At 63.5% G+C, this 25701-nt stretch carries 22 protein-coding genes and 6 tRNA genes; 17 read left to right on the top strand and 11 right to left on the bottom strand.

Annotated elements, in window-relative coordinates; all coding sequences use genetic code 11:
- Positions 1-5 precede the first annotated feature (5 nt).
- The 10 genes from astE to mgtE all read left to right on the top strand — a co-directional run bounded on the left by astE (position 6) and on the right by mgtE (position 8293).
- Positions 6-1013 carry a succinylglutamate desuccinylase gene (astE, locus tag ACVWZ5_RS11445; RefSeq protein ID WP_062574771.1) on the top strand — a complete coding sequence of 336 codons (1008 nt, stop codon included), beginning with the start codon at positions 6-8 and terminating at the stop codon, positions 1011-1013.
- Between the two features lie 406 nt (positions 1014-1419).
- Entirely contained in the window at positions 1420-4044 is a 2625-nt protein-coding gene (alaS, locus tag ACVWZ5_RS11440; protein ID WP_062574770.1) for an alanine--tRNA ligase, read from the top strand.
- 83 nt (positions 4045-4127) lie between these two features.
- Positions 4128-5363 (top strand): aspartate kinase, encoded by a 1236-nt coding sequence (locus tag ACVWZ5_RS11435; protein WP_028691060.1) that lies wholly within the window; start codon positions 4128-4130, stop codon positions 5361-5363.
- Between the two features lie 168 nt (positions 5364-5531).
- Positions 5532-5720: a carbon storage regulator CsrA gene (gene csrA / locus ACVWZ5_RS11430; RefSeq protein WP_003254503.1), complete on the top strand. Its 189-nt coding sequence runs from the start codon at positions 5532-5534 to the stop codon at positions 5718-5720.
- 72 nt (positions 5721-5792) lie between these two features.
- Positions 5793-5883 (top strand) — tRNA-Ser (locus tag ACVWZ5_RS11425).
- A gap of 48 nt (positions 5884-5931) precedes the next feature.
- Positions 5932-6008, top strand: a tRNA-Arg gene (locus ACVWZ5_RS11420).
- 70 nt (positions 6009-6078) lie between these two features.
- Positions 6079-6155, top strand: a tRNA-Arg gene (locus tag ACVWZ5_RS11415).
- Positions 6156-6227: 72 nt separating this feature from the next.
- Positions 6228-6304 (top strand) — tRNA-Arg (locus ACVWZ5_RS11410).
- Positions 6305-6375: 71 nt separating this feature from the next.
- A tRNA-Arg gene (locus tag ACVWZ5_RS11405) sits at positions 6376-6452 on the top strand.
- Between the two features lie 398 nt (positions 6453-6850).
- On the top strand, positions 6851-8293 hold the full coding sequence (mgtE, locus tag ACVWZ5_RS11400; protein ID WP_062574769.1) for a magnesium transporter: 1443 nt from the start codon (positions 6851-6853) through the stop codon (positions 8291-8293).
- 127 nt (positions 8294-8420) lie between these two features.
- On the opposite strand, the gene ACVWZ5_RS11395 is transcribed toward mgtE, so the two are convergent.
- Entirely contained in the window at positions 8421-8747 is a 327-nt protein-coding gene (locus ACVWZ5_RS11395; protein ID WP_003254499.1) for an Arc family DNA-binding protein, read from the bottom strand.
- A gap of 346 nt (positions 8748-9093) precedes the next feature.
- Between ACVWZ5_RS11395 and phnN the strand changes: the two genes are divergently transcribed.
- Positions 9094-9717, top strand: coding sequence for a phosphonate metabolism protein/1,5-bisphosphokinase (PRPP-forming) PhnN (gene phnN, locus ACVWZ5_RS11390; protein ID WP_096049597.1), 624 nt, complete (start codon positions 9094-9096; stop codon positions 9715-9717).
- A 74-nt stretch (positions 9718-9791) separates the two neighbouring features.
- Positions 9792-9868: transfer RNA gene (locus ACVWZ5_RS11385), tRNA-Arg, on the top strand.
- Positions 9869-9895: 27 nt separating this feature from the next.
- Here ACVWZ5_RS11385 and ACVWZ5_RS11380 read toward each other — a convergent pair.
- Complete coding sequence (locus ACVWZ5_RS11380; protein ID WP_062574767.1) at positions 9896-11098, bottom strand: benzoate/H(+) symporter BenE family transporter; 1203 nt, start codon at positions 11096-11098, stop codon at positions 9896-9898.
- Between the two features lie 187 nt (positions 11099-11285).
- Here ACVWZ5_RS11380 and ACVWZ5_RS11375 point away from each other — a divergent pair, with 187 nt between their 5' ends.
- A complete protein-coding gene (locus ACVWZ5_RS11375) occupies positions 11286-12677 on the top strand; it encodes an aminotransferase-like domain-containing protein (protein WP_457340614.1) in 1392 nt (463 codons plus the stop codon).
- A gap of 1 nt (position 12678) precedes the next feature.
- Here the strand turns inward: ACVWZ5_RS11375 and ACVWZ5_RS11370 are convergent, their stop codons facing one another.
- Entirely contained in the window at positions 12679-13239 is a 561-nt protein-coding gene (locus ACVWZ5_RS11370) for a hypothetical protein (RefSeq protein ID WP_062574765.1), read from the bottom strand.
- 219 nt (positions 13240-13458) lie between these two features.
- Between ACVWZ5_RS11370 and ACVWZ5_RS11365 the strand changes: the two genes are divergently transcribed.
- Positions 13459-14457, top strand: a complete 999-nt coding sequence (locus ACVWZ5_RS11365; RefSeq protein WP_084943241.1) for a diguanylate cyclase domain-containing protein — start codon at positions 13459-13461, stop codon at positions 14455-14457.
- Positions 14458-14520: 63 nt separating this feature from the next.
- Here ACVWZ5_RS11365 and lpdA read toward each other — a convergent pair whose 3' ends face one another.
- From lpdA to ACVWZ5_RS11345, 4 genes are read right to left on the bottom strand one after another with little or no spacing between them, the layout of a single operon-like run.
- Positions 14521-15900, bottom strand: a complete 1380-nt coding sequence (gene lpdA / locus ACVWZ5_RS11360; protein ID WP_062574763.1) for a dihydrolipoyl dehydrogenase — start codon at positions 15898-15900, stop codon at positions 14521-14523.
- A 2-nt stretch (positions 15901-15902) separates the two neighbouring features.
- Positions 15903-17171 carry a dihydrolipoamide acetyltransferase family protein gene (locus tag ACVWZ5_RS11355; RefSeq protein ID WP_062574762.1) on the bottom strand — a complete coding sequence of 423 codons (1269 nt, stop codon included), beginning with the start codon at positions 17169-17171 and terminating at the stop codon, positions 15903-15905.
- The gene (locus ACVWZ5_RS11350) at positions 17172-18230 is read right to left on the bottom strand and encodes an alpha-ketoacid dehydrogenase subunit beta (protein ID WP_062574761.1); all 1059 of its coding nucleotides are present in this window, start codon (positions 18228-18230) and stop codon (positions 17172-17174) included.
- Position 18231: 1 nt separating this feature from the next.
- Positions 18232-19464, bottom strand: coding sequence for a 3-methyl-2-oxobutanoate dehydrogenase (2-methylpropanoyl-transferring) subunit alpha (locus tag ACVWZ5_RS11345; RefSeq protein ID WP_084943244.1), 1233 nt, complete (start codon positions 19462-19464; stop codon positions 18232-18234).
- 198 nt (positions 19465-19662) lie between these two features.
- Here ACVWZ5_RS11345 and bkdR point away from each other — a divergent pair, with 198 nt between their 5' ends.
- The 3 genes from bkdR to ACVWZ5_RS11330 all read left to right on the top strand — a co-directional run bounded on the left by bkdR (position 19663) and on the right by ACVWZ5_RS11330 (position 23059).
- Positions 19663-20151: a Bkd operon transcriptional regulator BkdR gene (bkdR, locus tag ACVWZ5_RS11340; protein WP_028691050.1), complete on the top strand. Its 489-nt coding sequence runs from the start codon at positions 19663-19665 to the stop codon at positions 20149-20151.
- A gap of 204 nt (positions 20152-20355) precedes the next feature.
- A complete protein-coding gene (locus tag ACVWZ5_RS11335; RefSeq protein ID WP_172402440.1) occupies positions 20356-21597 on the top strand; it encodes a glutamine synthetase family protein in 1242 nt (413 codons plus the stop codon).
- A gap of 130 nt (positions 21598-21727) precedes the next feature.
- Positions 21728-23059 (top strand): MFS transporter, encoded by a 1332-nt coding sequence (locus ACVWZ5_RS11330; protein WP_062574758.1) that lies wholly within the window; start codon positions 21728-21730, stop codon positions 23057-23059.
- A 48-nt stretch (positions 23060-23107) separates the two neighbouring features.
- Here ACVWZ5_RS11330 and ACVWZ5_RS11325 read toward each other — a convergent pair whose 3' ends face one another.
- The 4 genes from ACVWZ5_RS11325 to flgA all read right to left on the bottom strand — a co-directional run bounded on the left by ACVWZ5_RS11325 (position 23108) and on the right by flgA (position 25695).
- The gene (locus tag ACVWZ5_RS11325; RefSeq protein WP_062574757.1) at positions 23108-23851 is read right to left on the bottom strand and encodes a flagellar brake protein; all 744 of its coding nucleotides are present in this window, start codon (positions 23849-23851) and stop codon (positions 23108-23110) included.
- A 90-nt stretch (positions 23852-23941) separates the two neighbouring features.
- Positions 23942-24409, bottom strand: coding sequence for a flagella synthesis protein FlgN (locus ACVWZ5_RS11320; RefSeq protein WP_028691046.1), 468 nt, complete (start codon positions 24407-24409; stop codon positions 23942-23944).
- A gap of 47 nt (positions 24410-24456) precedes the next feature.
- The gene (gene flgM, locus ACVWZ5_RS11315; protein WP_028691045.1) at positions 24457-24771 is read right to left on the bottom strand and encodes a flagellar biosynthesis anti-sigma factor FlgM; all 315 of its coding nucleotides are present in this window, start codon (positions 24769-24771) and stop codon (positions 24457-24459) included.
- A gap of 174 nt (positions 24772-24945) precedes the next feature.
- Positions 24946-25695 carry a flagellar basal body P-ring formation chaperone FlgA gene (flgA, locus tag ACVWZ5_RS11310; protein ID WP_062360676.1) on the bottom strand — a complete coding sequence of 250 codons (750 nt, stop codon included), beginning with the start codon at positions 25693-25695 and terminating at the stop codon, positions 24946-24948.
- Positions 25696-25701 lie beyond the last annotated feature (6 nt).

Raw genomic sequence — 25701 nt, 5'->3', positions numbered from 1 at the left:
CGTCTATGCTCGCCCTTGGCAAATTGCTTGAGCTGACCCTGACCGATCACGAACCGGCCGAGAAGACCCAAGTGACCACCCGGGGCGTGCGTTTGCGCTGGCTGGGGGAGGGTGCGCTGGAAGTGCGTCCGCCCGAAGGTGAGGATTGCGGTCTCGACCTACTGTTGTCGGCCGGTATCCATGGCAACGAGACGGCGCCGATCGAGCTGCTCGAAAGGCTGCTGCACGGTGTTGCAAACGGCAAGATCAAGCCGCGCGCGCGGGTGCTGTTCCTGTTCGGCAACCCAGCGGCGATCCGCAAGGGCGAGCGCTTCATCGAACAGGACATCAACCGCCTGTTCAATGGCCGTCATGAGCTCTCCAGTGGCTTCGAGGCGCTGCGCGCCGCCGAGCTCGAACAGTTCGCCCGGGTGTTCTTCAGCAAGCCCGAGCGCACCCGCCTGCATTACGACCTGCATACCGCCATTCGCGGGTCGAAGATCGAGCAGTTTGCCCTGTATCCCTACAAGGAAGGTCGCCGGCATTCCCGACGCGAGCTGGCCCGTCTGGCTGCGGCCGGCATGGAGGCGGTGCTGCTGCAGAGCAAGTCGTCGATCACCTTCAGCGCATTCACCTACGAGCAGCTCGACGCCGAGGCCTTCACCCTGGAACTCGGCAAGGCCCGCCCGTTCGGGCAGAACGACGAGGTCAACCTCGACCGGCTCGAGGTGCGCCTGATCCAGCTCATCGAGGATACCGAGCCGCAAACCGAGCAGTCCCTGGATGGCCTCAAGCTGTTCAGCGTCGCCCGCGAGATCATCAAGCACAGCGACAGCTTCCACCTGCACCTGCCGGCGGACATCGAGAACTTCTCCGAGCTCAGCAAGGGTTACCTGCTGGCCGAAGACCTGGCCGAGACGCGCTGGGTGGTGGAGGAGGAGGGCGCGCGGATCATCTTCCCCAACCCCAAGGTGAAGAACGGGCTGCGTGCCGGCATCCTGATCGTGCCCGACTCGGGCCAGCGGCTGGCTTGATACTATCCATTACAGGCACCTGAACTTGGCGTGGGAGCGGGCTTGCCCCGCGATTGCGTCTGGCCTGGCGGGCGCCTTGGTGCAATCGGGTACCGATCGCGGGGCAAGCCCGCTCCCACGCTGCAAGGTCAGCGTGATTTTGGATCCCTTCGGTGATGAAATTCTTTTAATTCACCAACCCGTTAATTTTCCCCGACCCGGGACCGTAATTGGCTTGCCAGTAGCGAAACGCTGGCTTTAGCATCGCGGTCATGCCGTTTTCAATTGCTGTAGTCCGACAAACCGTCCATTCGACGGTTTCTATCGCATAAACACACTGCACCGAGACTGCAGGACCGATATAATGCGGCCCTTTGCCGTCGTTTCGTCGATTCGACGCGTGGCCGCCGTTTCCGTGGAAGAACCTATGAAAAGCGCAGAAATCCGTGAAGCCTTCCTCCGCTTCTTCGAAGAGCAGGGACATACTCGCGTTGCCTCCAGCTCCCTGATCCCGGGCAATGACCCGACCCTGCTGTTCACCAACGCCGGCATGAACCAGTTCAAGGACTGCTTCCTCGGCCAGGAAAAGCGCGCCTATACCCGCGCCGTGAGCAGCCAGAAGTGCGTACGCGCCGGTGGCAAGCACAACGACCTGGAAAACGTCGGCTACACCGCCCGTCACCACACTTTCTTCGAGATGCTGGGCAACTTCAGCTTCGGCGACTATTTCAAGCGCGATGCCATCACCTTCGCCTGGACCTTCCTGACTTCGGACAAGTGGCTGAACCTGCCGAAGGAAAAACTGTGGGTCACCGTCTACGCCAGCGATGACGAAGCGTACGACATCTGGACCAAGGAAGTCGGCGTGCCGGCCGAGCGCATGGTGCGCATCGGTGACAACAAGGGCGCCCCGTATGCCTCCGACAACTTCTGGACCATGGGCGACACCGGCCCGTGCGGCCCGTGCACCGAGATCTTCTACGACCACGGAGCCGACATCTGGGGCGGCCCGCCCGGCTCGCCGGAAGAAGACGGCGACCGCTACATCGAGATCTGGAACAACGTCTTCATGCAGTTCAACCGCACCGCTGACGGCGTCCTGCACCCGCTGCCCGCCCCATCGGTGGACACCGGCATGGGCCTGGAGCGCATCAGTGCGGTGATGCAGCACGTGCACTCGAACTACGAGATCGACCTGTTCCAGAGCCTGCTGGCCGCTGCCGCCAAAGCCATCGGTTGCGCCAATGACGACCAGCCGTCGCTGAAAGTGGTCGCCGACCACATCCGTTCCTGCGGTTTCCTGATCGCCGACGGCGTGTTGCCGTCCAACGAAGGCCGCGGCTACGTGCTGCGCCGCATCATTCGTCGCGCCTGCCGCCACGGCAACAAGCTGGGCGCCAAGGGCAGCTTCTTCCACAAGATCGTCGCCGCGCTGGTGGCCGAGATGGGCGAAGCCTTCCCAGAGCTCAAGGGCCAGCAGGCGCACATCGAGCGCGTGCTCAAGACCGAGGAAGAGCAGTTCGCCAAGACCCTCGAGCAGGGCCTGCGCATCCTCGAGCAGGACCTGGCCCAGCTGCAGGGCAAGGTCGTGCCGGGCGACGTGGTGTTCAAGCTGTACGACACCTACGGCTTCCCCATGGACCTGACCGCCGACATCGCCCGCGAGCGCGAGCTGACCATCGACGAAGCCGGCTTCGAGCGCGAGATGGAGGCCCAGCGTGAGCGTGCCCGCTCCGCCAGCGCCTTCGGCATGGACTACAACAGCCTGGTCAAGGTCGACACCGCCACCGACTTCCTCGGCTACGACGCTACCGAAGGCCAGGGCAAGGTCATCGCCCTGTACAAGGACGGCCAGGCCGTCGAGCAGTTGGGTGAAGGCGAGGAGGGCGTCGTGGTCCTCGACCGCACGCCGTTCTACGCCGAGTCCGGTGGCCAGGTCGGTGACTGCGGCTACCTGCAGGCCGGCGCCGTGCGCTTTGACGTGCGCGACACCACCAAGACCGGCGGTGCCTTCTTGCACCACGGCGTGGTCGCCAGTGGTGCGCTGACTGTCGGCGCCGCGGTTGATGCCCGCGTCGATGCCGAGGTGCAGCACGCCACCTCGCTGAACCACTCCGCCACCCACCTGCTGCACGAAGCCCTGCGCCAGGTGCTGGGCGAGCACGTGCAGCAGAAGGGCTCGTTGGTCGACAGCCAGCGCCTGCGTTTCGACTTCAGCCACTTCGAGGCGGTCAAGCCGGAACAGATCAAGGCCCTGGAAGACATCGTCAACCGCGAGGTGCGTCGCAACACCGAGGTGCAGACCGAGCTGACCGACATCGAGACCGCCAAGGCCAAGGGTGCCATGGCGCTGTTCGGTGAGAAGTACGGCGACACCGTGCGTGTGCTGAGCATGGGCGGTGACTTCTCTGTCGAGCTGTGCGGTGGCATCCATGCCAAGCGCACCGGCGACATCAGCCTGTTCAAGATCATCAGCGAAGGCGGCGTGGCCTCTGGCGTGCGCCGTATCGAAGCGATCACCGGCGCCGCCGCGCTGGCCTACCTGAACACTGCCGAAGAGCAGGTCAAGGAAGCCGCGCAACTGGTCAAGGGCAATCGCGACAACCTGATCGACAAGCTGTCGGCTGTGCTCGAGCGCAACCGCCAGCTGGAAAAGCAGCTCGAGCAGCTGCAGGCCAAGGCCGCCAGCGCCGCCGGGGATGATCTCTCCAATGCGGCCGTTGAGGTCAAGGGCGCCAAGGTCCTCGCCGCACGCCTGGATGGGCAGGATGGCAAGGCGCTGCTGGCGCTCGTCGATCAACTGAAGAACAAGCTCGGCCACGCAGTGATCCTGCTGGGCAGCGAGCATGAGGGCAAGGTCGTGCTGGTGGCTGGCGTGACCAAGGACCTCTCCAGCCAACTCAAGGCTGGCGACCTGATGAAACAAGCTGCTGCGGCGGTCGGAGGCAAGGGCGGCGGTCGTCCTGACATGGCCCAGGGCGGTGGCGTCGACGTCGCCGCGCTGGACCAGGCGCTGGCCCTGGCCGTGCCGTTCGCCGAGCAGGGACTTTGAGATGGCGGGGGCGTCGGTCTGGTCGGCGTCCCCGCCATGTTGGATTGTTTTTTGGGGCCCTTGAGGGCTGAGGCACCTTTGAAATGGCGTTGATCGTACAGAAATTTGGCGGTACCTCTGTCGGTTCCATCGAGCGGATCGAGCAGGTTGCCGACAAGGTCAAGAAATTCCGCGAGCAAGGCACCGACCTGGTGGTTGTGCTGTCGGCGATGAGCGGGGAAACCAATCGCCTGATCGACTTGGCGAAGCAGATCACCGACAAGCCCGAACCCCGGGAGCTGGATGTGATCGTCTCGACCGGCGAGCAGGTCACCATCGCCCTGTTGTCCATGGCCCTGATGAAGCGCGGCGTGCCGGCGGTGTCCTACACCGGCAACCAGGTGCGCATCCTCACCGACAGTGCGCACAACAAGGCGCGCATCCTGCAGATCGACGACCAGAAGATCCGCGCCGACCTCAAGGCCGGCCGTGTCGTGGTGGTCGCCGGTTTCCAGGGCGTCGACGAGCACGGCAACATCACCACCCTCGGTCGTGGCGGCTCCGACACCACCGGCGTGGCCCTGGCGGCGGCGCTGAAAGCCGACGAGTGCCAGATCTACACCGATGTCGATGGCGTCTATACCACCGACCCGCGTGTCGTGCCCCAGGCCCAGCGCCTGGAGAAGATCACCTTCGAGGAGATGCTGGAAATGGCCAGCCTCGGTTCCAAGGTGCTGCAGATCCGCTCGGTGGAGTTCGCCGGCAAGTACAACGTCCCGCTGCGCGTGCTGCACAGCTTCAAGGAGGGTCCGGGTACCCTCATTACCATCGATGAAGAGGAATCCATGGAACAGCCGATCATTTCCGGTATCGCCTTCAACCGTGATGAGGCCAAGCTGACCATTCGTGGCGTCCCGGATACCCCGGGCGTTGCCTTCAAGATCCTCGGTCCGATCAGCGCTGCCAACATCGAAGTCGACATGATCGTGCAGAACGTCTCGCACGATAACACCACCGACTTCACCTTCACCGTGCACCGCAACGAGTACGAGAAGGCGTTGAGCGTGCTGGAGAATACCGCCCGCGAAATCGGCGCGCGTGAAGTGATCGGCGATACCAAGATCGCCAAGGTGTCGATCGTCGGCGTTGGCATGCGCTCCCATGCGGGTGTTGCCAGTCGCATGTTCGAGGCCCTGGCCAAGGAGAGCATCAACATCCAGATGATCTCCACCTCCGAGATCAAGGTCTCGGTAGTGATCGAAGAGAAGTACCTGGAGTTGGCTGTACGTGCGCTGCACACCGCGTTCGAGCTTGACGCGCCTGCCCGACAGGGTGAGTGACACGCTGCCTGGAGGGGCGCGGCTTGCCGCGCCCTTCGCGTTTCTGGTCGCTGCGGCTGTCCCTGTCCAGGCAGCCGTGGCGGTCGATCCGGGCCAGTGCCGTTGTCCCCGGCCAGGCCCTGCTTTTCAAAGACTGTTGTCCCTGAAGATTCATGTGAGGAGAAAACTATGCTGATTCTGACTCGTCGGTGCGCCGAGAGCCTGATCATTGGTGACGGTGAGATCACCGTGACGGTCCTGGGTGTCAAAGGCAACCAGGTGCGTATTGGCGTTAGCGCGCCCAAGGAAGTGGCTGTTCACCGCGAGGAAATCTACCTGCGGATCAAGAAAGAGAAGGACGAGGAGCCAAGCCTTTAATTTTTTTGAAGTTTTTTTCAAAAAAAGGGTTGCAAACGAGGAAGGGTGTGTTTAATATTCGCCTCGTGTTGCGGTGAGGTGGCCGAGTGGCCGAAGGCGCTCCCCTGCTAAGGGAGTATACCTCATAAGGGTATCGGGGGTTCGAATCCCCCCTTCACCGCCATTATTTGCCTGGAGCGCTTAAAGCGATCCGAATGGCACAGCAAGACACGGACTCATAGCTCAGCTGGATAGAGTACTCGGCTACGAACCGAGCGGTCGGAGGTTCGAATCCTCCTGAGTCCGCCACTTTTGAAGTGGCTTTGCCTGCAAGGCTGCTTCAATTCACCAGTGGTAATCTGGTCTAAAACTACCCCACGGACTCATAGCTCAGCTGGATAGAGTACTCGGCTACGAACCGAGCGGTCGCAGGTTCGAATCCTGCTGAGTCCGCCACTTTTGAAGTGGCTCTGCTTGCAAAGACGCTTCAACAAGCCAGTGGTAATCTGGCCTAAAACTACCAACCACGGACTCATAGCTCAGCTGGATAGAGTACTCGGCTACGAACCGAGCGGTCGCAGGTTCGAATCCTGCTGAGTCCGCCACTCTTGAAGTGGCTTTGCTTGCAAAGACGCTTCGACAAGCCAGTGGTAATCTGGCCTAAAACTACCACCACGGACTCATAGCTCAGCTGGATAGAGTACTCGGCTACGAACCGAGCGGTCGGAGGTTCGAATCCTCCTGAGTCCGCCATACATCAAGAAGCCCGCTCATTAGAGCGGGCTTTTTGTTTTTCTGGTGCGCTGAATTGTCACGGATGTCCATCTACGCTGTTCTGTAGGAGGTCCCTGCAGGGATCGGCGATGCACATCGAGTTGGCACGTGACGAATGTGCTTTTTACGCCAGAGCGACCGTCGCACTGATGGCTTCGAGCGTTGTCACAGCTTTAGCGCGCAAACGATTGTTCTGGCCAAAAATTTAAGCGATCCGACAGCTTACACAGTGTATGATTGCGCCCGTCAGCCCCGCCGGGGCTTGTGGAATCCCACCATGGACTTACCCAGTAGTTACTCGCTAACACGCTTCATACAGCCAGATCTGACCGATTGATTCTCCCGGCGTGCTCCGCTGCTGGGAGTGGAGTTCGCCTATGACCGAAATCGAAGTAAAGAAAGCCCAAGACAGCCTGCAGGATCGCCTGGCCCAGGTGATCGAACTGCTGCAGCGCCAGCGGGTGGTCGAGGACCTGACGCACCGTCAGGAAGGTCATCACCATGACCTGGTGGAGAACCTCGTCCACCGCCAGAACCTTGTCGAGCTGCAGCGCAAGCTCGACGACCTGCATCCCGCCGACATCGCCTACATCCTTGAAGCCTTGCCGCTGGACGACCGCCTGACGGTCTGGCAGCTGGTGCGCTCGGATCGCGACGGCGACATCCTGCTCGAAGTCTCCGACGCCGTACGCCAGACCCTGATCGCCGACATGGATGATCATGAGCTGCTGGCCGCCGCCAAGGAGATGGACGCCGACGAGCTCGCCGACCTGGCGCCGGAGCTGCCCCGCGACGTCGTTCACGAGCTCATGGAAAGCCTTGATGCCCAGCAGCGCGAGCGTGTGCGCTCGGCCCTGAGTTATGACGAAGAGCAGGTCGGCGCGCTGATGGACTTCGAGATGGTCACCATCCGCGAAGACGTCAGCCTCGAAGTGGTACTGCGCTACCTGCGCCGGCTCAAAGAGCTGCCGGGGCACACCGACAAGCTGTTCGTCGTCGATTACGATGGCATTCTCAAGGGCGTGCTGCCGATCAAGCGGTTGCTGGTCAACGACCCGGACAAGAAAGTCGCGGAGGTCATGGCCAATGACCCGGTGAGCTTCCATCCCGAGGAAGATGCCTACGACGCCGCTCTGGCCTTCGAGCGCTACGACTTGGTTTCCGCCCCTGTGGTGGACAAGAACGAGCGTCTGATTGGTCGTCTGACCATCGATGAAATGGTCGACCTGATTCGTGAAGAGAGCGAGAGCGAAGTGCTCAACATGGCCGGTCTGCGCGAGGAAGAAGACATCTTCGCTTCGGTCTGGCGCTCGCTGCGCAACCGTTGGGCGTGGTTGGCCATCAACCTGATCACCGCATTTGTCGCCTCGCGGGTGATCGGCCTGTTCGAAGGCTCCATCGAGAAGCTGGTGGCGCTGGCGGCGCTGATGCCGATCGTGGCGGGTATCGGCGGCAACTCGGGTAACCAGACCATCACCATGATCGTGCGCGCCATGGCCCTCGACCAGGTGTCGCCGGGTAATACCAGTCGCTTGATGCGCAAGGAGCTGGCGGTGTCGCTGCTCAATGGCCTGATATGGGGTGGCGTGATCGGTGTCGTGGCGTTCTGGCTCTATGGCAGTTGGTCGCTGGGGCTGGTAATGACCGCTGCGATGACCCTTAACCTGTTGCTGGCCGCCTTGATGGGTGTGCTGATCCCGATGACGTTGACGCGCCTGGGGCGTGATCCGGCGATGGGGTCGAGCGTGATGATCACGGCGGTCACCGACAGCGGCGGTTTCTTTATCTTCCTCGGCCTGGCGACGCTGTTCCTGCTGTAAGCGTGGTTCTCAGGCCATGCCAACCCTTTGTAGGAGCGTGCGTGACCCCGTCGCAACTCTGCAATCATCAGATGCAAAAAAGCCAGCTTGCGCTGGCTTTTTTGTGTGCGGTTGTCGCTTGCCTGGATCAGGACGCGTCGGCGGCCATTTCCACATCGTGAGCGATGAGGGCGACCAGCGCATTCTGCTGGCGATGGGACAGCTGGCGGAAGCGCTGCAGCAGTTCACGTTCATGGAGGCTGAGCTCTGGGCTGTCCAGGCGCATGCTCAGTTCGTCACCCAAGGCACCTTCCTGGATAAGGCTCTGCTCCAGGCGTGCGATGATTTCGGAGTTCATGCTGCGGTGATGGTTGCGCGCTACCTCGGCAATGCGCTCACGCATCCCGTCTGGCAGGCGGACGACAAACTTGTCGGCGGTGCGGCTCGAATAGATAGCCTGTTTCATTGGGCGCATATAAATTGACCGGTTGTTCTGGTTCAGGGGGAGCGGTTCGCAAATTGGCCGCACGGTGGAAGTACGACCGCGGCGACGACAAAATGTTCAACCGTGATGTGATTTTGGTTCTTCATCTTGCCTCATGGTCGCCGTTTCCTTGGCGTCAATTCTGTGACAAATAGTGATCTCGATAAAGGCTTTTTGCCAGTACCAATTATCAGAAATGAGCACTGGTTTGAAAAGTTTTACATTCATCGAATTGCACTGGCGTCAGACAAATGCCGTCAAAATCTGGTAAAAGACAGCAAAAGCCTAGGGAAAATCCTTGAATTCGCTGGTTTCCCTCACATTGAGCATAGTGGCTATGCAATATGACGCAAGCGGAGGGGCGGCCTCGAGAGGGCGCCTGATATTCCTCATGGGACCGTCGGGTTCGGGAAAAGATTCCCTGATCGAAGCGGCGCGTGAGCGATTGATTGCCCACGGCATCGAAATCGCGCGACGGGTCATCACGCGCTCGGCCGAGGCCAAGGGTGAAGACGCGCTGGGGGTGAGTGTCGAGCGCTTCGAGGCGATGCGCGAGGCGGGGGCGTTTGCCCTGGATTGGCAGGCGAACGGCCTGAGCTATGGCATTCCCGCACACCTGGACGCGTGGCTCGCCGCAGGGCGGTCGGTGCTGGTCAATGGCTCTCGTGCCTACCTGGCCAACGCCCGGCAGCGTTATCCCGACCTGGTGGCCGTGGGGCTGACGGTTTCCCAGCAGGCGCTACGGCAGCGATTGCTGGCCAGGGGGCGGGAGAGCAACGAAGAGATCGAGCAGCGCCTGGCCCGCAACTTCAGGTTGCAGGCCTATGATCCCAGCGTGCATGTCGTGGACAACTCTGCTTCTCTGGTCAGCGCGGTCGAGGCGCTGCTTGCGCTGTTGCGCAGCGAAGGCGTGATCGCCGACGCGGCGGGGAAAAAGCCGACGTGCAAAATGCCCGATTGATACATGACAAATGCCCACACGCTGGTTAACATGCTCGCCGTCCCCGCCGCACAGCGTCTGTTGTCGGCTCCAGTGTCTCAGTAGCTCAATTGGATAGAGCATCCCCCTCCTAAGGGGAAGGTTGGCAGTTCGAACCTGCCCTGGGACGCCATTTCTCCCCCATTCCCCTTGTCTTCGTTCAACGAACCTGAACGCTTGCCTGCGGCTGTCGCGTCGAACGGCTGTAGCTCAGGGCGAAGTGTGCCGCCAGCCCGAAGATCAGACCCCAGAATGCGGCGCCAAGACCGAGCAGGCTCATGCCCGATGCGGTGACCAGGAAGGTGATCAGCGCCGGCTCCCGCTGTTTCTCGTCACTCATGGCGCCGGCCAGGCCGTTGGCGATGGCGCCGAACAGCGCGAGGCCGGCGAGGGCGGCGATCAGTTCCCTCGGCAGGGCGGCAAACACCGAGGCCAAGGTCGCGCCGAAGCTGCCCATCAGCAGGTAGAAGGCGCCGCAGGCCATGCCGGCGATATAGCGCTTTTCCGGGTTCTCGTGGGCTTCGCGGCCAGTGCAGATGGCAGCGGTGATCGCCGCCAGGTTGACGCCGTGGCAGCCGAATGGCGCCAGCAGCAGTGAACCCAGGGCAGTGACCGAAACGATTGGCCGTGCCGGCACCTGGTAGCCGGAGGTGCGCAGCACGGCGATGCCGGGCACCGACTGACCGGTGAGCGACACCAGGGCCAGAGGCAGGCCGATATTGACGATGGCCTGCCAGCTCCACTGTGGGCTGGTCCAGGTCGGCATGGTCATTTCCAGCACCAGGGCCTGGGTGTCCAATTGGCCCAGGCCGGCGGCGAGGCTGCAACCGACGATCAGCACCGAAAGAATCGCATAGCGCGGCGACAGGCGCTTGAACAGCAGGTAGCTCGCCAGCATCGACAGTACCAGCACGGGCTGCAGGCGGATCGAGCTGAACAGCTCGGCGCCGAAGCGGAACAGGATGCCGGCCAGCATCGCCGCTGCAATGGCCTTGGGCAAGCGATTCATCAGCTTGTCGAAGGCGCCGCTCAGGGCGATCAGGGCGATCAGCAAGGAGGCGACTAGGTAGGCGCCCACCGCCTGGGCCAGTGACACGCTCGGCAGCATCGAAACCAGCAGTGCCGCGCCGGGCGTGGACCAGGCGGTGATCACCGGCACCCGCAGTTTCCAGCTCAGCAGCAGGCCGGTCAGGCCACTGCCGATGGAGATGGCCCAGATCCAAGAGGCGGTCGCTGTGTTGTCCAGGCCTGCCTGATCGGCAGCCTGGAACACGATGATCAAGGGGCCTGCGTAGGAGATGATCACGGCTATCAGGCCGGCGACCAGGGCGGAGAGGGAAAAATCCTTTCTGAGGTTGTCCATGGCGAGTCCAGGTGAGTTTATTGATTCGATTGAGTCGATTCAAATTGAATCTATACGGTAACAATGCCTGAATTCAAGTGGGGCCGTTCTCACGCGGGTGCCGCTTACAACTTGAATCGCTCGAAAGATCGACTCAAGTCAGCCTGTGTGTTCAAATTTCAAACATTTCCAGCCCGGTAGCCGTCTCATGTGGGTCCCACGGATCAGCGAAAGCAATCAGCCTGTCTACCTGTCCATCGCCGATGCGCTGGCACATGACATCGCCAGTGGCGCGTTGCGGCGTGGCGAGCGCTTGCCGACGCTGCGCGAACTGGCGCAGGCGCTGGATGTCACGCCAGGCACCATCAGCCGCGCCTACACCGAAGCGTCGCGACGCGGTCTGACCCAGGGCGAGGTGGGGCGTGGTACCTACGTCCTCGACCGGATCGCCGACACCGGCGAGGCCCCTGTCGCTACCCGCGTGGCGCCCGCTGCCCGCGGCGAAGCGCTTGACCTGTCGATCATCAAACCCTACGGCGAAACCCTGCAGTACTGGTTGCGCAACGCGTTGACCGAGCTGGCCAATACCTCACGGTTGGAGCAGGTGCTGGACTACGCCCCCGACGGTGGCCATCCGGCGCACCGCGAGGCGGGCGCGCAATGGTTGCGCCAGTGGCTGCCGGGCGCGCAGTGGCAGCAGGTGGTCATCACCAGCGGCGCCCAGCACGGGCTGATGGTGGCGATCAGCGCCCTGACCGGGGCGGATGACCTGGTGCTGTGCGAGTCGCTGTGCTATCCGGGCATCATTTCCGTGGCCCACGGCCTGGGCCGCCGTCTGCGTGGCGTGCCGATGGACGAGCAGGGCATCATTCCCGAGGCCTTGCGCGAGATCTGCCAGCGAGAGCGGCCCGCGATGCTGGTGTGCGTGGCGACCTGCCAGAACCCGACCACGGCGATCATGTCCAACGAGCGCCGTGCCCAGATCGCGTCGCTGGCGGAGGAGTTCGACTTCCTGCTGCTGGACGATGACATCTACGGCTTCCTCGCCAGCGACCCACAGACCCGGCCGCTGGCGACTTTTGCCCCGCAGCGATCGATCTACCTCACCAGCCTGTCCAAGTCGGTCATGCCGGCGCTGCGCATCGGCTACCTGTACAGTCCGCCGAAGCTGCTGTCGCGCCTGACCGCCATGGTGCGCAGCACGGTGTGGATGCCTTCGCCGTTGACCGCGCAACTGGCCAGTCATGTAATCGGTGAAGGGTTGGACAGCCAGTTGATCCGCATGCACCGCGCCGAAGCGGCGGCGCGCCAGGCCATCGCCCGTGAAGTCTTCAGCAGTGCATCGCTGCAAAGCCAGCCGCACAGCTATCACCTCTGGCTGAACCTGCCCGATCCATGGCGCAGCGACGAGTTCGCCCTGCTCGCGCGGGCCAATGGCGTAGTGGTAATGAGTGCCAGTCAGTTCCAGGTGGAGCGTACGGGCGACCCACGTGGCGTGCGGGTGGTGCTGATGTCGCCGACCAGCCGGGAGGAGCTGCGCTTCGCCCTGACCCAGCTGGCCAGCCTGCTCGAGTCGGGGGATCCGAAGCGCTTCTACTGAGTCAGAGCTGGGCGCTGTAGCGTTTTTCGATGTCGCGGGCATCCGCCGAACTGAGGCTGCCATGCGACTGGCTGGCGTCCTGCGCCCGCTGTGCCTGCTGCTCAAGCTTGGCCTGGACTTTCATCTCGGCCTCTTCCTGAAGGCGTTGGGCGATTTGCTGGTCGATCATCATTTTCTTTTCCGGCGGTAGCGCGTCATATTCTTCCTTGGTCAGGCCAAGCTCCGCGAGCAGCTTTTCCTGAATCTTCTGCGCCGGTGACTTGCTCATGTAGACGCGAAACTCCTGCAGGGCGCCGGATGCTTCCTGTTTGCCCACGCTGGCCTGCTCCTGTTTCGCCGCGACGGGGTTCTGCAACATGACCATGAGCTTGGAAAAGGCTTCCTTGCGGTTGTCCTCGGCGTGCTGTTGCGAGGTGCCGCCTTGACTGTTCTGCTGCGCCGAAGCTTTGCCGCTGGCCGACACCAGCTGGAACGGGAATGGCTGCGCCGTGGGCTGTTCGTTACCGCTGCGCTGCTGTTGTTGCACGGACTGCCACCCCAGGCCGTTCGCTGTGATAAGCATGCTTCCTCCATGGATGAATCCTGAAAACGCGACGAAAGGGGCAAAAGCTGTGCCAGCAGGGAGCAGGGGCGAAATAGGCCGTCAGGACTATTCCGACAGCCAGTTCCTCGGAATATGCTTGCCGTGCAGAGGAACAGGATTGCCGCTTGCGGCAAACACAAGCATGTGTCGGCAGCACCGGTCACGGGGCGCAGTTGCTGGACAACAGGGAGCGGGTCCATGATTCAGGCAGCAAAGCCACTACCGGCTGGCTTCACCGAGCAGCAATTGCACACCTTGTTCGATTTGATCAGCGACGGCATCTGGGATTGGGATGCCAACAACGGCTACGTCTACCGCAATCCTGGCTGGTACGCGATGCTCGGCTACGCCAGCCATTCGCTGGACAATTCCGTGTTGACCTGGGAAAGCGTGATCCACCCCGAGGACTACCCGCGGGTGATGGCGCATTTCGAGGCATATATCAACCAGCGCAATGAGCGCTATCGCATCGAGTACCGTTGCCGTTGCCAGGACGGCAGCTACCTGTGGATCGAAGACAGTGGCCATATCATCGCCCGCAACGCCGATGGCTCGGTGGCGCGCATGCTGGGTGCTCACCGCAATATCGACCCGGGCAAGCGGCTGGTGGCGGAACTTGAGCAGCGTAACCTGTCCCTGGAAAGCCAGGTGGCCGAGCGCACCCGCGAACTGTCCTGGGTCAACCAGCAGTTGCAGCGCCAGCTCGACGAAAATCGTGAGTTGGCCGAGCGTGACGCCCTGACCCGCACCGCCAATCGCTATCGCCTGGAAAAGACCTTGGAGCAGGCGTGCGAGCGTGCCCGGCGCTTTCGCGAACCGCTGGCGTTGATCGCCATGGATCTGGACGACTTCAAGCCGATCAACGATCTGCACGGCCATGCCCGTGGCGATGCGGCGCTGGTCGAGGTCACCGAGCGGATCCGCCAGTGCCTGGGAGAGCAGGACCTGCTGGCGCGCTGGGGCGGCGATGAGTTCGTGGTGGTCTTGCCGCGGACTTCACTGGCGCAGGCGCGCGAAGCGGCCCAGCGAATCCGAGAGGTGCTGGCCGAGGTGCCGCCGATTGGCCAGTGCCAGCTGACCATGAGCTATGGCGTGGTGCAGTGGCGGGAAGGGGAGGATCGGCACGATCTGCTGGCCCGTGCCGACAACGCACTGTACCGGGCCAAGGCGGCCGGCAAGAACGTTGTCGCCGAATGAAAAAAGACCCGCGGCGCCAGGGGCGCGGCGGGCCAAATCGGCGATTGCCGCTTCAGTGTCAGGTCAGATGTGCAGGGCGTGCCCCAGGGCGCGCAGCGCCGCTTCCTGCACCGCCTCGCCCAGGGTCGGGTGGGCGTGGATGGTGCCGGCGATGTCTTCCAGGCGAGCGCCCATCTCCAGCGACTGGGCGAAGGCGGTCGACAGTTCCGACACCGCCGCGCCCACGGCCTGCCAGCCGAGGATCAGGTGGTTGTCGCGACGGGCCACCACGCGCACGAAGCCGGTCTTCGATTCCAGGCTCATGGCCCGGCCGTTGGCGGCGAAGGGGAACTGCGCGACGATGCAATCCACGCCCTGCTGGCTGGCGTGTTCCGGGGTCTGGCCGACCACCACCACTTCCGGATCGGTGAAGCACACCGCGGCGATCGCGCTCGGTTCGAAGCGTCGGCTCTTGCCGGCGATGATCTCGGCGACCATCTCGCCCTGGGCCATGGCCCGGTGCGCCAGCATCGGCTCGCCGGCCACGTCGCCGATGGCCCAGACGTTGCGCATGCTGGTCTGGCAGCGCTCGTCGATGGCGATGGCCGCGCCGTTCATCTTCAGGTCCAGGCTTTCCAGGCCGAAGCCCTTGGTACGAGGGCGACGGCCCACGGCCACCAGCACCTGGTCAGCCTCAAGGCGCAGCTGGCCACCCTGGCCGTCGCTGGCCAGCAGGCAGCCGTCGGCATAGCCTTCGACGCTGTGGCCCAGGTACAGGGCGATGCCGAGTTTCCTGATCGAGTCGGCCACCGGCGCGGTGAGTTCGGCGTCGTAGGTCGGCAGGATGCGTTCGCGGGCCTCCACCACGCTGACCTTGGCGCCAAGCTTGCGGTAGGCGATGCCCAGTTCCAGGCCAATGTAGCCGCCGCCGACCACCACCAGGTGCTGGGGCAGCGCCTTGGGCGCCAGGGCCTCGGTGGACGAGATGATCGGCCCGCCGACCGGCAGCATCGGCAGTTCGACGCTGTTCGAGCCGGTGGCCAGCAGCAGGTGCTCGCACTGGATGCGCTGGCCATCGACCTCGACATTCTTGCCGTCGAGGATCTTCGCCCAGCCATGGATCACCTTCACGCCGTGCTTTTTCAGCAGGGCGGCGACGCCGCTGGTGAGGCGATCAACGATGCCGTCCTTCCACTCGACGCTGCGCGTGATGTCCAGCCGCGGCGAGGCCACGCTGATGCCCAACGGCGAAGGCTCGGTGTAACGGCTGGCCTGGTGGAACTGCTCGGCCACGTGAATCAGCGCCTTCGAGGGAATGCAGCCGATGTTCAGGCAGGTACCGCCCAGGGCCTGGCCTTCGACCAGCACGGTGGGGATGCCCAGTTGCCCGGCGCGGATGGCGGCCACATAGCCGCCGGGGCCGCCGCCGATGATCAGCAGGGTGGTGTTGATTAGCGCTTGCATGATCACTCCACAAACAGGCAGGCGGGCTGTTCCAGCAGGCCGCGCACGGCCTGGATGAACAGGGCGGCATCCATGCCGTCGACCACGCGGTGGTCGAACGAGCTGGACAGGTTCATCATCTTGCGCACAACGATCTGGCCATCGATCACCACCGGCCGTTCAACCATGCGGTTGACGCCGACGATCGCCACTTCCGGGGTGTTGACCACCGGGGTGCTGACGATGCCGCCCAGGGCGCCGAGGCTGGTCAGGGTGATGGTCGAGCCGGACAGCTCCTCGCGGCTGGCCTTGTTGTTGCGCGCGGCGTGGGCGACACGGGCAATCTCGCTGGCGTTGCTCCACAGGTTGCCGGCCTCGGCGTGGCGCAGTACCGGCACCATCAGGCCGTTGTCGCCCTGGGTGGCGATGCCGACATGCACCGCGCCGTGGCGGGTGATGACCTGGGCCTCGTCGTCGTAGGTGGCATTGATCTGCGGGAAGTCGCGCAGGGCGACGACCATGGCGCGCACCAGGAACGGCAGCAGGGTCAGCTTGCCGCGGCTGTCGCCATGCTTGGCGTTGAGCTGCTGGCGCAGGGCCTCGAGGGCAGTGACGTCGACCTCTTCGACATAGCTGAAGTGGGCGACGCGACGCTTGGCGTCCTGCATGCGCTGGGCGATCTTGCGGCGCAGGCCGATCACCGGTACCTGCTCGCTGTCGGTGCGCTTGCCGTAGCCGCCCGGCGCCTGGCCGGCGCTGCTTTGCGGCTTGCTGATGAAGGCGTCGAGGTCTTCATGCAGGATGCGCCCGGCCGGGCCGCTACCATGCACGTAGCGCAGCTCGATCCCGGCGTCCAGGGCGCGCTTGCGCACGGCCGGTGACGCCAGTGGCTTGTCGTGGGCCTCGCGCGGCACGATAGGCGCGGCGGCGTGGGTCGCGGCAACCTGGGGTTGTGCTTCGATGCGTGGCTCGGGTTGGGCCACGGCCTTGACCTGCGCCGGTTCCGGTTCCGCCGGCTTGGCCTGTGGCGCGTCGACATGGTTGCCGCTGCCTTCGACCTCGATGCGGATCAGCTCGCTGCCGACCGCCATCACTTCACCCGGCTGGCCACCCAGGGCCAATACCTTGCCGCTCACCGGCGAGGGGATTTCCACGGTGGCCTTGTCGGTCATGACATCGGCCACCACCTGGTCCTCGGCGATCATGTCGCCGACCTTGACGAACCATTCCACCAACTCGACCTGCGCGATGCCTTCGCCAATGTCCGGCATCTTGATGACGTGCGTGCCCATTCAGACCTCCATGACCCGTTTCAGTGCCGCGCCTACCCGCGAAGGGCCGGGGAAGTAGGCCCATTCCTGTGCGTGGGGGTAGGGGGTGTCCCAGCCGGTGACGCGCTCGATCGGCGCCTCGAGGTGATGGAAGCAATGCTCCTGGACCAGCGACACCAGTTCGGCGCCGAAACCGCAGGTACGGGTGGCCTCGTGCACGACCACGCAGCGACCGGTCTTCTTCACCGACGCGACGATGGTTTCCAGGTCCAGCGGCCACAGGCTGCGCAGGTCGATGACCTCAGCGTCGACGCCGCTCTCCTCGGCGGCCACCTGCGAGACATACACGGTGGTGCCGTAGGTCAGCACGGTGACGTCGTTGCCCGGGCGGGTGATCGCCGCCTTGTCCAACGGCACCGTGTAGTAGCCATCCGGCACCGCGCTGTGCGGGTGCTTGGACCACGGGGTTACCGGGCGGTCGTGGTGGCCGTCGAACGGGCCGTTGTACAGGCGCTTGGGCTCGAGGAAGATCACCGGGTCGTCGCATTCGATCGAGGCGATCAACAGGCCCTTGGCATCGTACGGGTTCGACGGCATGACGGTGCGCAGGCCGCAGACCTGGGTGAACATCGCCTCGGGGCTTTGACTGTGGGTCTGGCCGCCGTAGATGCCGCCACCGCAGGGCATGCGCAGGGTCAGCGGCGAGATGAACTCGCCGGCCGAGCGATAGCGCAGGCGGGCCATCTCCGAGACGATCTGGTCGGAGGCGGGGTAGAAGTAGTCGGCGAACTGGATTTCGACCACCGGACGCAGGCCATAGGCGCCCATGCCCACGGCGGTGCCGACGATGCCGCTCTCGGAGATCGGCGCGTCGAACACGCGGGACTTGCCGTACTTGGTCTGCAGACCTTCGGTGCAGCGGAACACGCCGCCGAAGTAGCCAACGTCCTGGCCGTAGACCACCACGTTGTCATCGCGCTCGAGCATGACATCCATGGCCGAGCGCAGGGCCTGGATCATGGTCATCGTGGTGGTGGACATGGCGTTTTCCAGATGGATGCTGTTGTTGTGATCGTTCATCTCAGACCCCCAGTTCCTGGCGCTGACGGCGCAGGTGGTCGGGCATTTCCTTGTACACGTCCTCGAACATCGAGGCGGCGCTGGGGATATGGCCATTGCTCAGGGTGCCGAACTGCTCGGCGTCCTTCTGCGCCTTGATCACCTCGGCCTCAAGCTCCGCGGTGACCGCCTGGTGCTCTTCCTCGGACCAGTGGCCGAGCTTGATCAGGTGTTGCTTCAGGCGGGCGATCGGATCGCCCAGCGGGAAGTGGCTCCAGTCGTCGGCCGGGCGGTACTTGGACGGGTCGTCCGAGGTCGAGTGCGGGCCGGCACGGTAGGTAACCCACTCGATCAGCGTTGGGCCCATGCCGCGGCGGGCGCGTTCGGCGGCCCAGCGCGAGGCGGCGTAGACGGCGATGAAGTCGTTGCCGTCGACCCGCAACGAGGCGATGCCGCAACCCACGCCACGACCGGCGAAGGTGGTCGACTCGCCACCGGCGATGGCCTGGAAGGTCGAGATCGCCCATTGGTTGTTGACCACGTTGAGGATCACCGGGGCGCGGTAGACGTGGGCGAAGGTCAGGGCGGTGTGGAAGTCCGACTCGGCGGTGGCGCCGTCGCCGATCCATGCCGAGGCGATCTTGGTATCGCCCTTGATCGCCGAGGCCATGGCCCAGCCGACTGCCTGGACGAACTGGGTGGCCAGGTTGCCGCTGATGGTGAAGAAGCCGGCTTCGCGCACCGAGTACATGATCGGCAGCTGGCGGCCCTTGAGCGGATCACGGGTGTTGGACAGCAGCTGGCAGATCATGTCCACCAGCGACACCTCGCGGGCCATCAGGATGCTCTGCTGGCGGTAGGTGGGGAAGCACATGTCGGTGCGGTTCAGGGCCAGGGCCTGGCCGCTGCCGATGGCTTCCTCGCCCAGGCTCTGCATGTAGAAGGACATCTTCTTCTGGCGCTGGGCGACCACCATGCGGCTGTCGAAGATGCGCGTCTTGAGCATGGCGCGCATGCCCTGGCGCAGCACCTGCGGGTCGATGCCCTCGGCCCAGGGGCCGACGGCGTCGCCATGCTCGTTGAGCACGCGCACGAGGCTGTAGGAGAGGTCTGCCGTGTCGGCAGGCTCCACATCGATAGGGGGTTTACGGACTTGACCGGCGTCGTTCAGGCGCAGGTAGGAGAAATCGGTCTGGCAGCCTGGCCGGCCTGTAGGCTCGGGCACATGCAGACGCAGGGGGGCGTACTCGTTCATGCTTTTTACGCTCGCTCGAATGTTGTTTTTGTGAGCTTTGAAGCGGCCGCTGCTGACTGCCTGCTTGTGACTGGCAGGTCAGCGTCTTTTTACATCATAGGGGGACGGCAAAAGAATTTTTCTCTCAAGTTCATTGCCTTTGCCCGGCGGCGCAGATAAACATTCCGTACAAACACAAAAACCAGGTCAATTTCTCTCATGCGTAAACTGGATCGAACGGATATCGGCATCCTCAACAGCCTGCAGGAAAATGCCCGCATCACGAACGCCGAGCTTGCGCGCTCGGTCAACCTGTCGCCCACGCCGTGCTTCAACCGGGTCAAGGCCATGGAGGAGCTGGGGGTGATCCGCCAGCAGGTCACGTTGCTATCGCCCGAGGCGCTGGGGCTGGATGTGAATGTGTTCATCCACGTCAGCCTGGAGAAGCAGGTGGAGCAGTCGCTGCACCGTTTCGAGGAGGAGATTGCCGAACGGCCGGAGGTCATGGAGTGCTACTTGATGACCGGGGATCCGGATTACCTGCTGCGGGTGCTGCTGCCGAGCATCCAGGCGCTGGAGCGCTTCCTCGATTACCTCACGCGCTTGCCCGGGGTGGCGAACATTCGCTCCAGCTTTGCGCTGAAGCAGGTGCGCTACAAGACCGCGCTGCCGTTGCCGGCCAATGGCATGACCCTGCGCGAGCAATGATCCGGGCAAGGTGCCTGGGGTGCTTGATATTTTAAACACCCCCGGCCTATGTTGTGTGCGTCGCCATTCCCGGCATGCGAACACAACAAGAAGGACAGCGTCATGACGACCGAAGGCCCGCGCACCCAGGCAGCGCTCCTCAAGGGCATCGATGAAATCGAATGCGTCACCCCCGACCTTAACGGCGTGCCTCGCGGCAAGGTGATGACCGCAGAGGGTTTCCTCGAGGGCCGCCGCCTGCAGATGGCCCGTGGGGTCCTGCTGCAGTGCATCATGGGCGGTTACCCGGCGGCCAAATTCTATGGCAGCGACGACGGCGATCTGGCGCTGGTGGCGGCGCCTTCACAGATCCACCGCCTGCCCTGGAGCGACGAGCCTCGGGCCCTGGCAATCTGCGACGCGGTGGAACTCGATGGCACGCCCTCGGGGCTGTCCAGTCGTGGCCAGCTCAAGGCGGTAATCGCCCGCTATGCCGAGCGCGGGCTGGCGCCGGTGGTGGCGACAGAGCTTGAGTTTTTCGTGTTTGCCGCCAACAGCGACCCGACCCAGCCATTCCAGCCGCCGCTGGGCAAGGACGGGCGTCGGGAATTGGGTCACTCGGCCTTCAGCGTCAGCTCCAACAACGGTCTGCGTCCGTTCTTCAACGAGGTGTACCGCTGCATGGCGGCGTTGGGGCTGCCGCGTGACACCTTCATGCACGAGATGGGCGTAAGCCAGTTCGAGATCAACCTGCTGCACGGTGACCCGTTGCTGCTGGCCGACCAGACCTTCCTGTTCAAGCACCTGCTCAAGGAGGTCGCGCTCAAGCATGGCCTGACCGTGGTGTGCATGGCCAAGCCGCTGGCGCACACGCCCGGCAGCTCGATGCATATCCACCAGAGCCTGGTCGACAGCGCCAGCGGGCGCAATGTATTCAGCGACGAGCAGGGCAGGGCGACCGACACCTTCCACCATTTCATCGGTGGCCTGCAGGCCTGCCTGGCCGACTTCACCGTGCTGTTCGCGCCGAACGTCAATTCCTACCAGCGTCTGTGCCACCCCTATGCGTCGCCGAACAACGCCTGCTGGTCCGAGGACAATCGCGCCGCGGGCCTGCGCATCCCGGCCAGCTCACCTGCGGCCCGGCGGGTGGAGAACCGCCTGCCGGGTGCCGACGCCAACCCCTACCTGGCACTCGCCGCGAGCCTTGCCGCCGGCCTGCATGGCATCGAGCGGCAGATCGCGCCAACGCCGGCGATCCAGGGCGAGTTCGAGGTGCCCGAGCACCTGAGCCTGCCCTGTACGCTGCACGCCGCGCTGGAGCGTCTCAAGCGCAGCAACCTGGCGCGGGAACTGTTCGGCAGGGAGTTCATCGAAGGCTACATCGCCACCAAGACCCTGGAGCTGAGCGATTTCTTCGATGAGATCACGCCCTGGGAGCGCCGCGTGCTGGCCGCGCAAGCCTGAGCGCGACACGACCGCTACTGGATGCGCCCCCGGCGGCCGATTTCGCCGCCGGGGGCCTGCGCCGTGGTGGATTTGCTTTTATGCTTGGCAGCATCCTCGCGCCACCAGATCAAGGAGCTTGACGGGACGTATGCGAAATATCTGGAAGCCGTTTCAGTCGTTGTACTTCGCCGCCCTGATGATGCTGATCGGTTCGGGTCTGCTCAGTACCTACCTGGCCCTGCGGCTGGCCGCCGACCATGTCGACAGCCTGTGGATCGGTGCGCTGATGGCGGCCAACTACTTCGGCCTGGCGGTAGGCGGCAAGGTCGGGCACCGGCTGATTGGCCGGGTCGGGCATATCCGCGCCTATGCCACCTGTGCCGGCATCGTCGGCGCGGCGGTGCTCGGGCACGGGCTGACCAGCTGGCTGCCGGCCTGGGTCGGGCTGCGCATGATCGTCGGCCTGGGGATGATGTGCCAGTACATGGTCATCGAGAGCTGGCTCAACGAGCAGGCCGATGCCAAGCATCGCGGCGCGGTGTTCAGCGGCTACATGATCGCTTCCTATCTGGGGCTGGTGCTTGGCCAGTTGATCCTGGTGGTGCATCCGCAGCTTGGGCCTGAGTTGCTGATGCTGGTGGCGATGTGCTTTGCCCTGTGCCTGGTGCCCGTGGCCATGACCAGGCGCATCCACCCCGCGCCGTTGCGGCCGGCGCCGATGGAACCGAAGTTTTTCATCAAGCGTGTGCCGCAGTCGCTGTCCACGGTACTTGGCTCGGGTCTGATCGTCGGTTCGTTCTATGGCTTGGCGCCCCTGTATGCGTCCAGCCAGGGGCTTTCCACCGAGCAGATCGGCCTGTTCATGGGCAGTTGCATTTTCGCCGGCCTGCTCGTGCAGTGGCCATTGGGCTGGTTGTCCGACCGCTATGATCGCGCCGTGCTGATACGTGGCGTGGCGATCGGCCTGGCCCTGGCCTCGGCGCCGCTGGCGATCCTGCCGGGTGTGCCGTTGGCGCTGTTGTTCGGCGTCGGTTTCGTCATTTCGCTGCTGCAGTTCTGTCTGTATCCCCTGGCAGTGGCGTTCTCCAACGACCATGTGGAGAGCGAGCGGCGGGTCTCGTTGACCGCCATGCTGCTGGTCACTTATGGCGTGGGCGCCTGCATCGGGCCGCTGGCGGCCGGGGTGCTGATGAAGCTGCTGGGCGCGCAGATGCTGTATGCCTTCTTCGTATTCTTCGCCCTGGTGCTGGTCTGGCGTATCCGGCCCAAGGCAGTCACCGGGCTGCACCAGGTCCAGGATGCGCCGCTTGGGCACGTGGCCATGCCGGCGGCGGGCTCGCCCTTGTCGGCGGCCCTTGACCCTCGTGTCGATGAGCAGACCGTGCAGGAGGTGATGCAGGCGCCGGTGGCGGCGGAAGATACCGAAGAGGAGACCGGCATGGAGCGGGAAAGCGAGACGAGTAAGTCAGCTACTCGCTGAATGCAAAACGCCACCCATGGGGTGGCGTTTGTCATGTCCTGGCAACGCTCAATAGTCGTCTTTGTCGAACCGCCGTGCCTCGCGTTGCAGTTGATAGACGAAACTCTCGATCTTGCGCTGAGCCTGACCGTTGAGGTTATGGAAGCGCACCCCGGCGAAGGTGGTGTTGATGCGTTCCTCGAAGTGCAGGTGACGCAGTTCTACCAGGGTGTCGGTCAGGCCCAGCGGGTTGCCGGCCTTGAAGCGCTCGTAGACCTGGCCCAGTTGCAGGCGGTCCTCGACATTGCCGTCGAAGCGCAGCTTGCAGCCGGTGGCGGAGATGTCCAGCAGTTTGCCGCGCAGGGCGCCATTGCCCTTGAGGTGGGCGCCGTCGAGGATGATGTCGACCAGTTGCGATAGCTTCAGCGCGGCGCGGAAGGCGTTGCGACGCTGGTGATAGGTCACTTCCTCGGGCAGTGGGCCGCGGTAGCAGCGATGGCCGTCGATCTCGGTGATGGTCAGTGGTGTGCTGGACTCCCAGGCGATGCGCACGCCGTCATGGAAGCCTTCGACGCGGAACGACTCGCCGTTCTCGATGTACTTTTCGCCATCGCGGGGGATCATTTCATCCAGTGCCAGGACGCCGTTGTCCCGGTCGACGTGCACCACATAGCTCTGGAACCGCTGGCTGCGCTCGTGGAAGCTGATGATCAGCGGGTCGTGGCTATCCAGCAACTGGCGCAAGTTGGCCGTGATCTCCAAAGGGGTGGTCAGCACCTTTGGTGGCTGGGGCGCATCGGATTCATTGAACACGGGTTATCAATCTCCAGGCAAAACGGCACACGCAAGTTACGGCATTTTGCCAGTATGCTCCGTGTCTTGATACAAATAAGATAGAACTAATCACACTTGGCTGAGTGCGCGGGGCTTGGCCATTGGCGAGGTGCCGCCACGGCTGTCGTAGAGCGACGGAGAATCGCCACCCTGAAGGATTCTGATCTGGTTCGCCGTGGTCTGTTGTTGCACCTGGATGATCCGGCCATTGGTCTCGTTGACCTGCCGACAGGCATCCATCAGCTCGCCCAGTGCATCGAGCCGGCTCATGATGGCCTCGCCATTGCTCGACTGTGCGGCCAGCGCCTGGGCACCTTCGCGGTCGGCGCTCAGGCCGAGCTCGAGGAGCAGCTGGCTGCGTCGCTTGCCCTGCTGCTCGAGCAAGATGATCAACGACTGCTTGCGGGCCAGGATTTGCTCCAGGGCCATCATGTCCCGACCGTGCAAGGCTATCGCTTCGTTCTGCAGAAGCTCGAGCAGTTCCTGCGTCGGCGCGATGTCGTTTTCAATCAGTTGCAGCAGGGTAGTGTCGTGCATGGCTAACTCTTGGCGTATTGCGTCCTTGAAGTCAGCGCGCCTGAAGGTCAGCGCTGGGCTTCGAAATCAAGCAGTTTGCTGGCGACCCGGTCGGCATCGACCTTGTAGCTGCCGTCTGCGATGGCCTGCTTCAACTCGGCCACGCGGGCACTGTTGACGGTCGGCTGATCGCGCAGCTTGTCGCTGATCTTCTGCAATTGCTGGGCCTCTGGGCTCAGGTGTACCGCTTCTCCGCTGGCATTGGCGCGCTTTGGCGCTTCACTGGCTTCGCCGGCTTTTTCGGCGTTGCCTGGCGCGGCATTGCCGCGAACGCCGCCCGTGACGGACGGAGAGTTGTTGAGACGACTGAAGTCGATGACCATGTTCAGAACCCCTGGGAATTAGGACGCATGCCTGGTTTTCGGCCAGCCTGAGCAAAACTTTAGGTGTGAATGCATCAGGGCCTCCAGGTACAGGTGCGCAACCCGATTTGTGACACAGTTTAGGGCGCGCGGTTCCACATCGCCAGCGTTCTGTCATTATCCCGACACGGTGTGTTACATGGCCACCTCGACCTGGCCGGGGCCTGTGACCCGCGCCTTGACCACGCGCCTGGAATTCAGGTTGCGCACGCGGATCTGCGTCTGCAGGCCGCCCTTGTCCAGTGCCTCGCCCGGCATGCGCACGCTCAGGCTGCCGCTGCGGGCGATGATCACCACATGGTCGCCCTTGCGTACCACCTCGGCCTGTTCCAGGTGCTGTTGCGTCAGTACCTGGTCGAGCACAGTGGGGCGCAGCAGCTTCATGCCCACGGCCTGGTCGAGCTGGGTCAGGTAGCCTGGACCGAGGCTGCCGACATCGCGCTCGCGCATGGCCACATCGCCTTCGGCCACCACGCTTTCGCGCTTCAGGGGGCGCGTCATGACCACCACATCGCGCAGCAGGCGGACCTGTGCCGGGACGAACACCGTCCAGGGCGCGGCACTGTCGCAGCGTACCCGTACCGTGACCCGCCCGAGCGGCGTCGAACTCTCCAGCGAGGCATCCAGTTGCTGGCTGCACTGGGGCATGCGCAGGCGCGGGTCCAGGGTATTGACCTGGATTTCGTAGCGGCCCGGGGTTTGAGTCGTCGCCAGATAATCCTCTACGGTGAACTCAAGAAACCCCTGAGTGACACCGATAAGCTGTTCAGGCAAGGTAAAAGAGTCCGCCAGCGTACGAATGCCGGGTGCCAGCAGGCACAGGGCGGCCAGTGAGCCGGTCAGCAGGCGCGTCAGTCGTCGGAAATTTGTCGTTTTCGTGTACATGGCGTT

The organism is Pseudomonas sp. TE6283, assembly GCF_054060555.1.
Note: the sequence above shows the minus strand (reverse complement) of the source record. Positions and strands in the feature narration are given on the sequence as shown.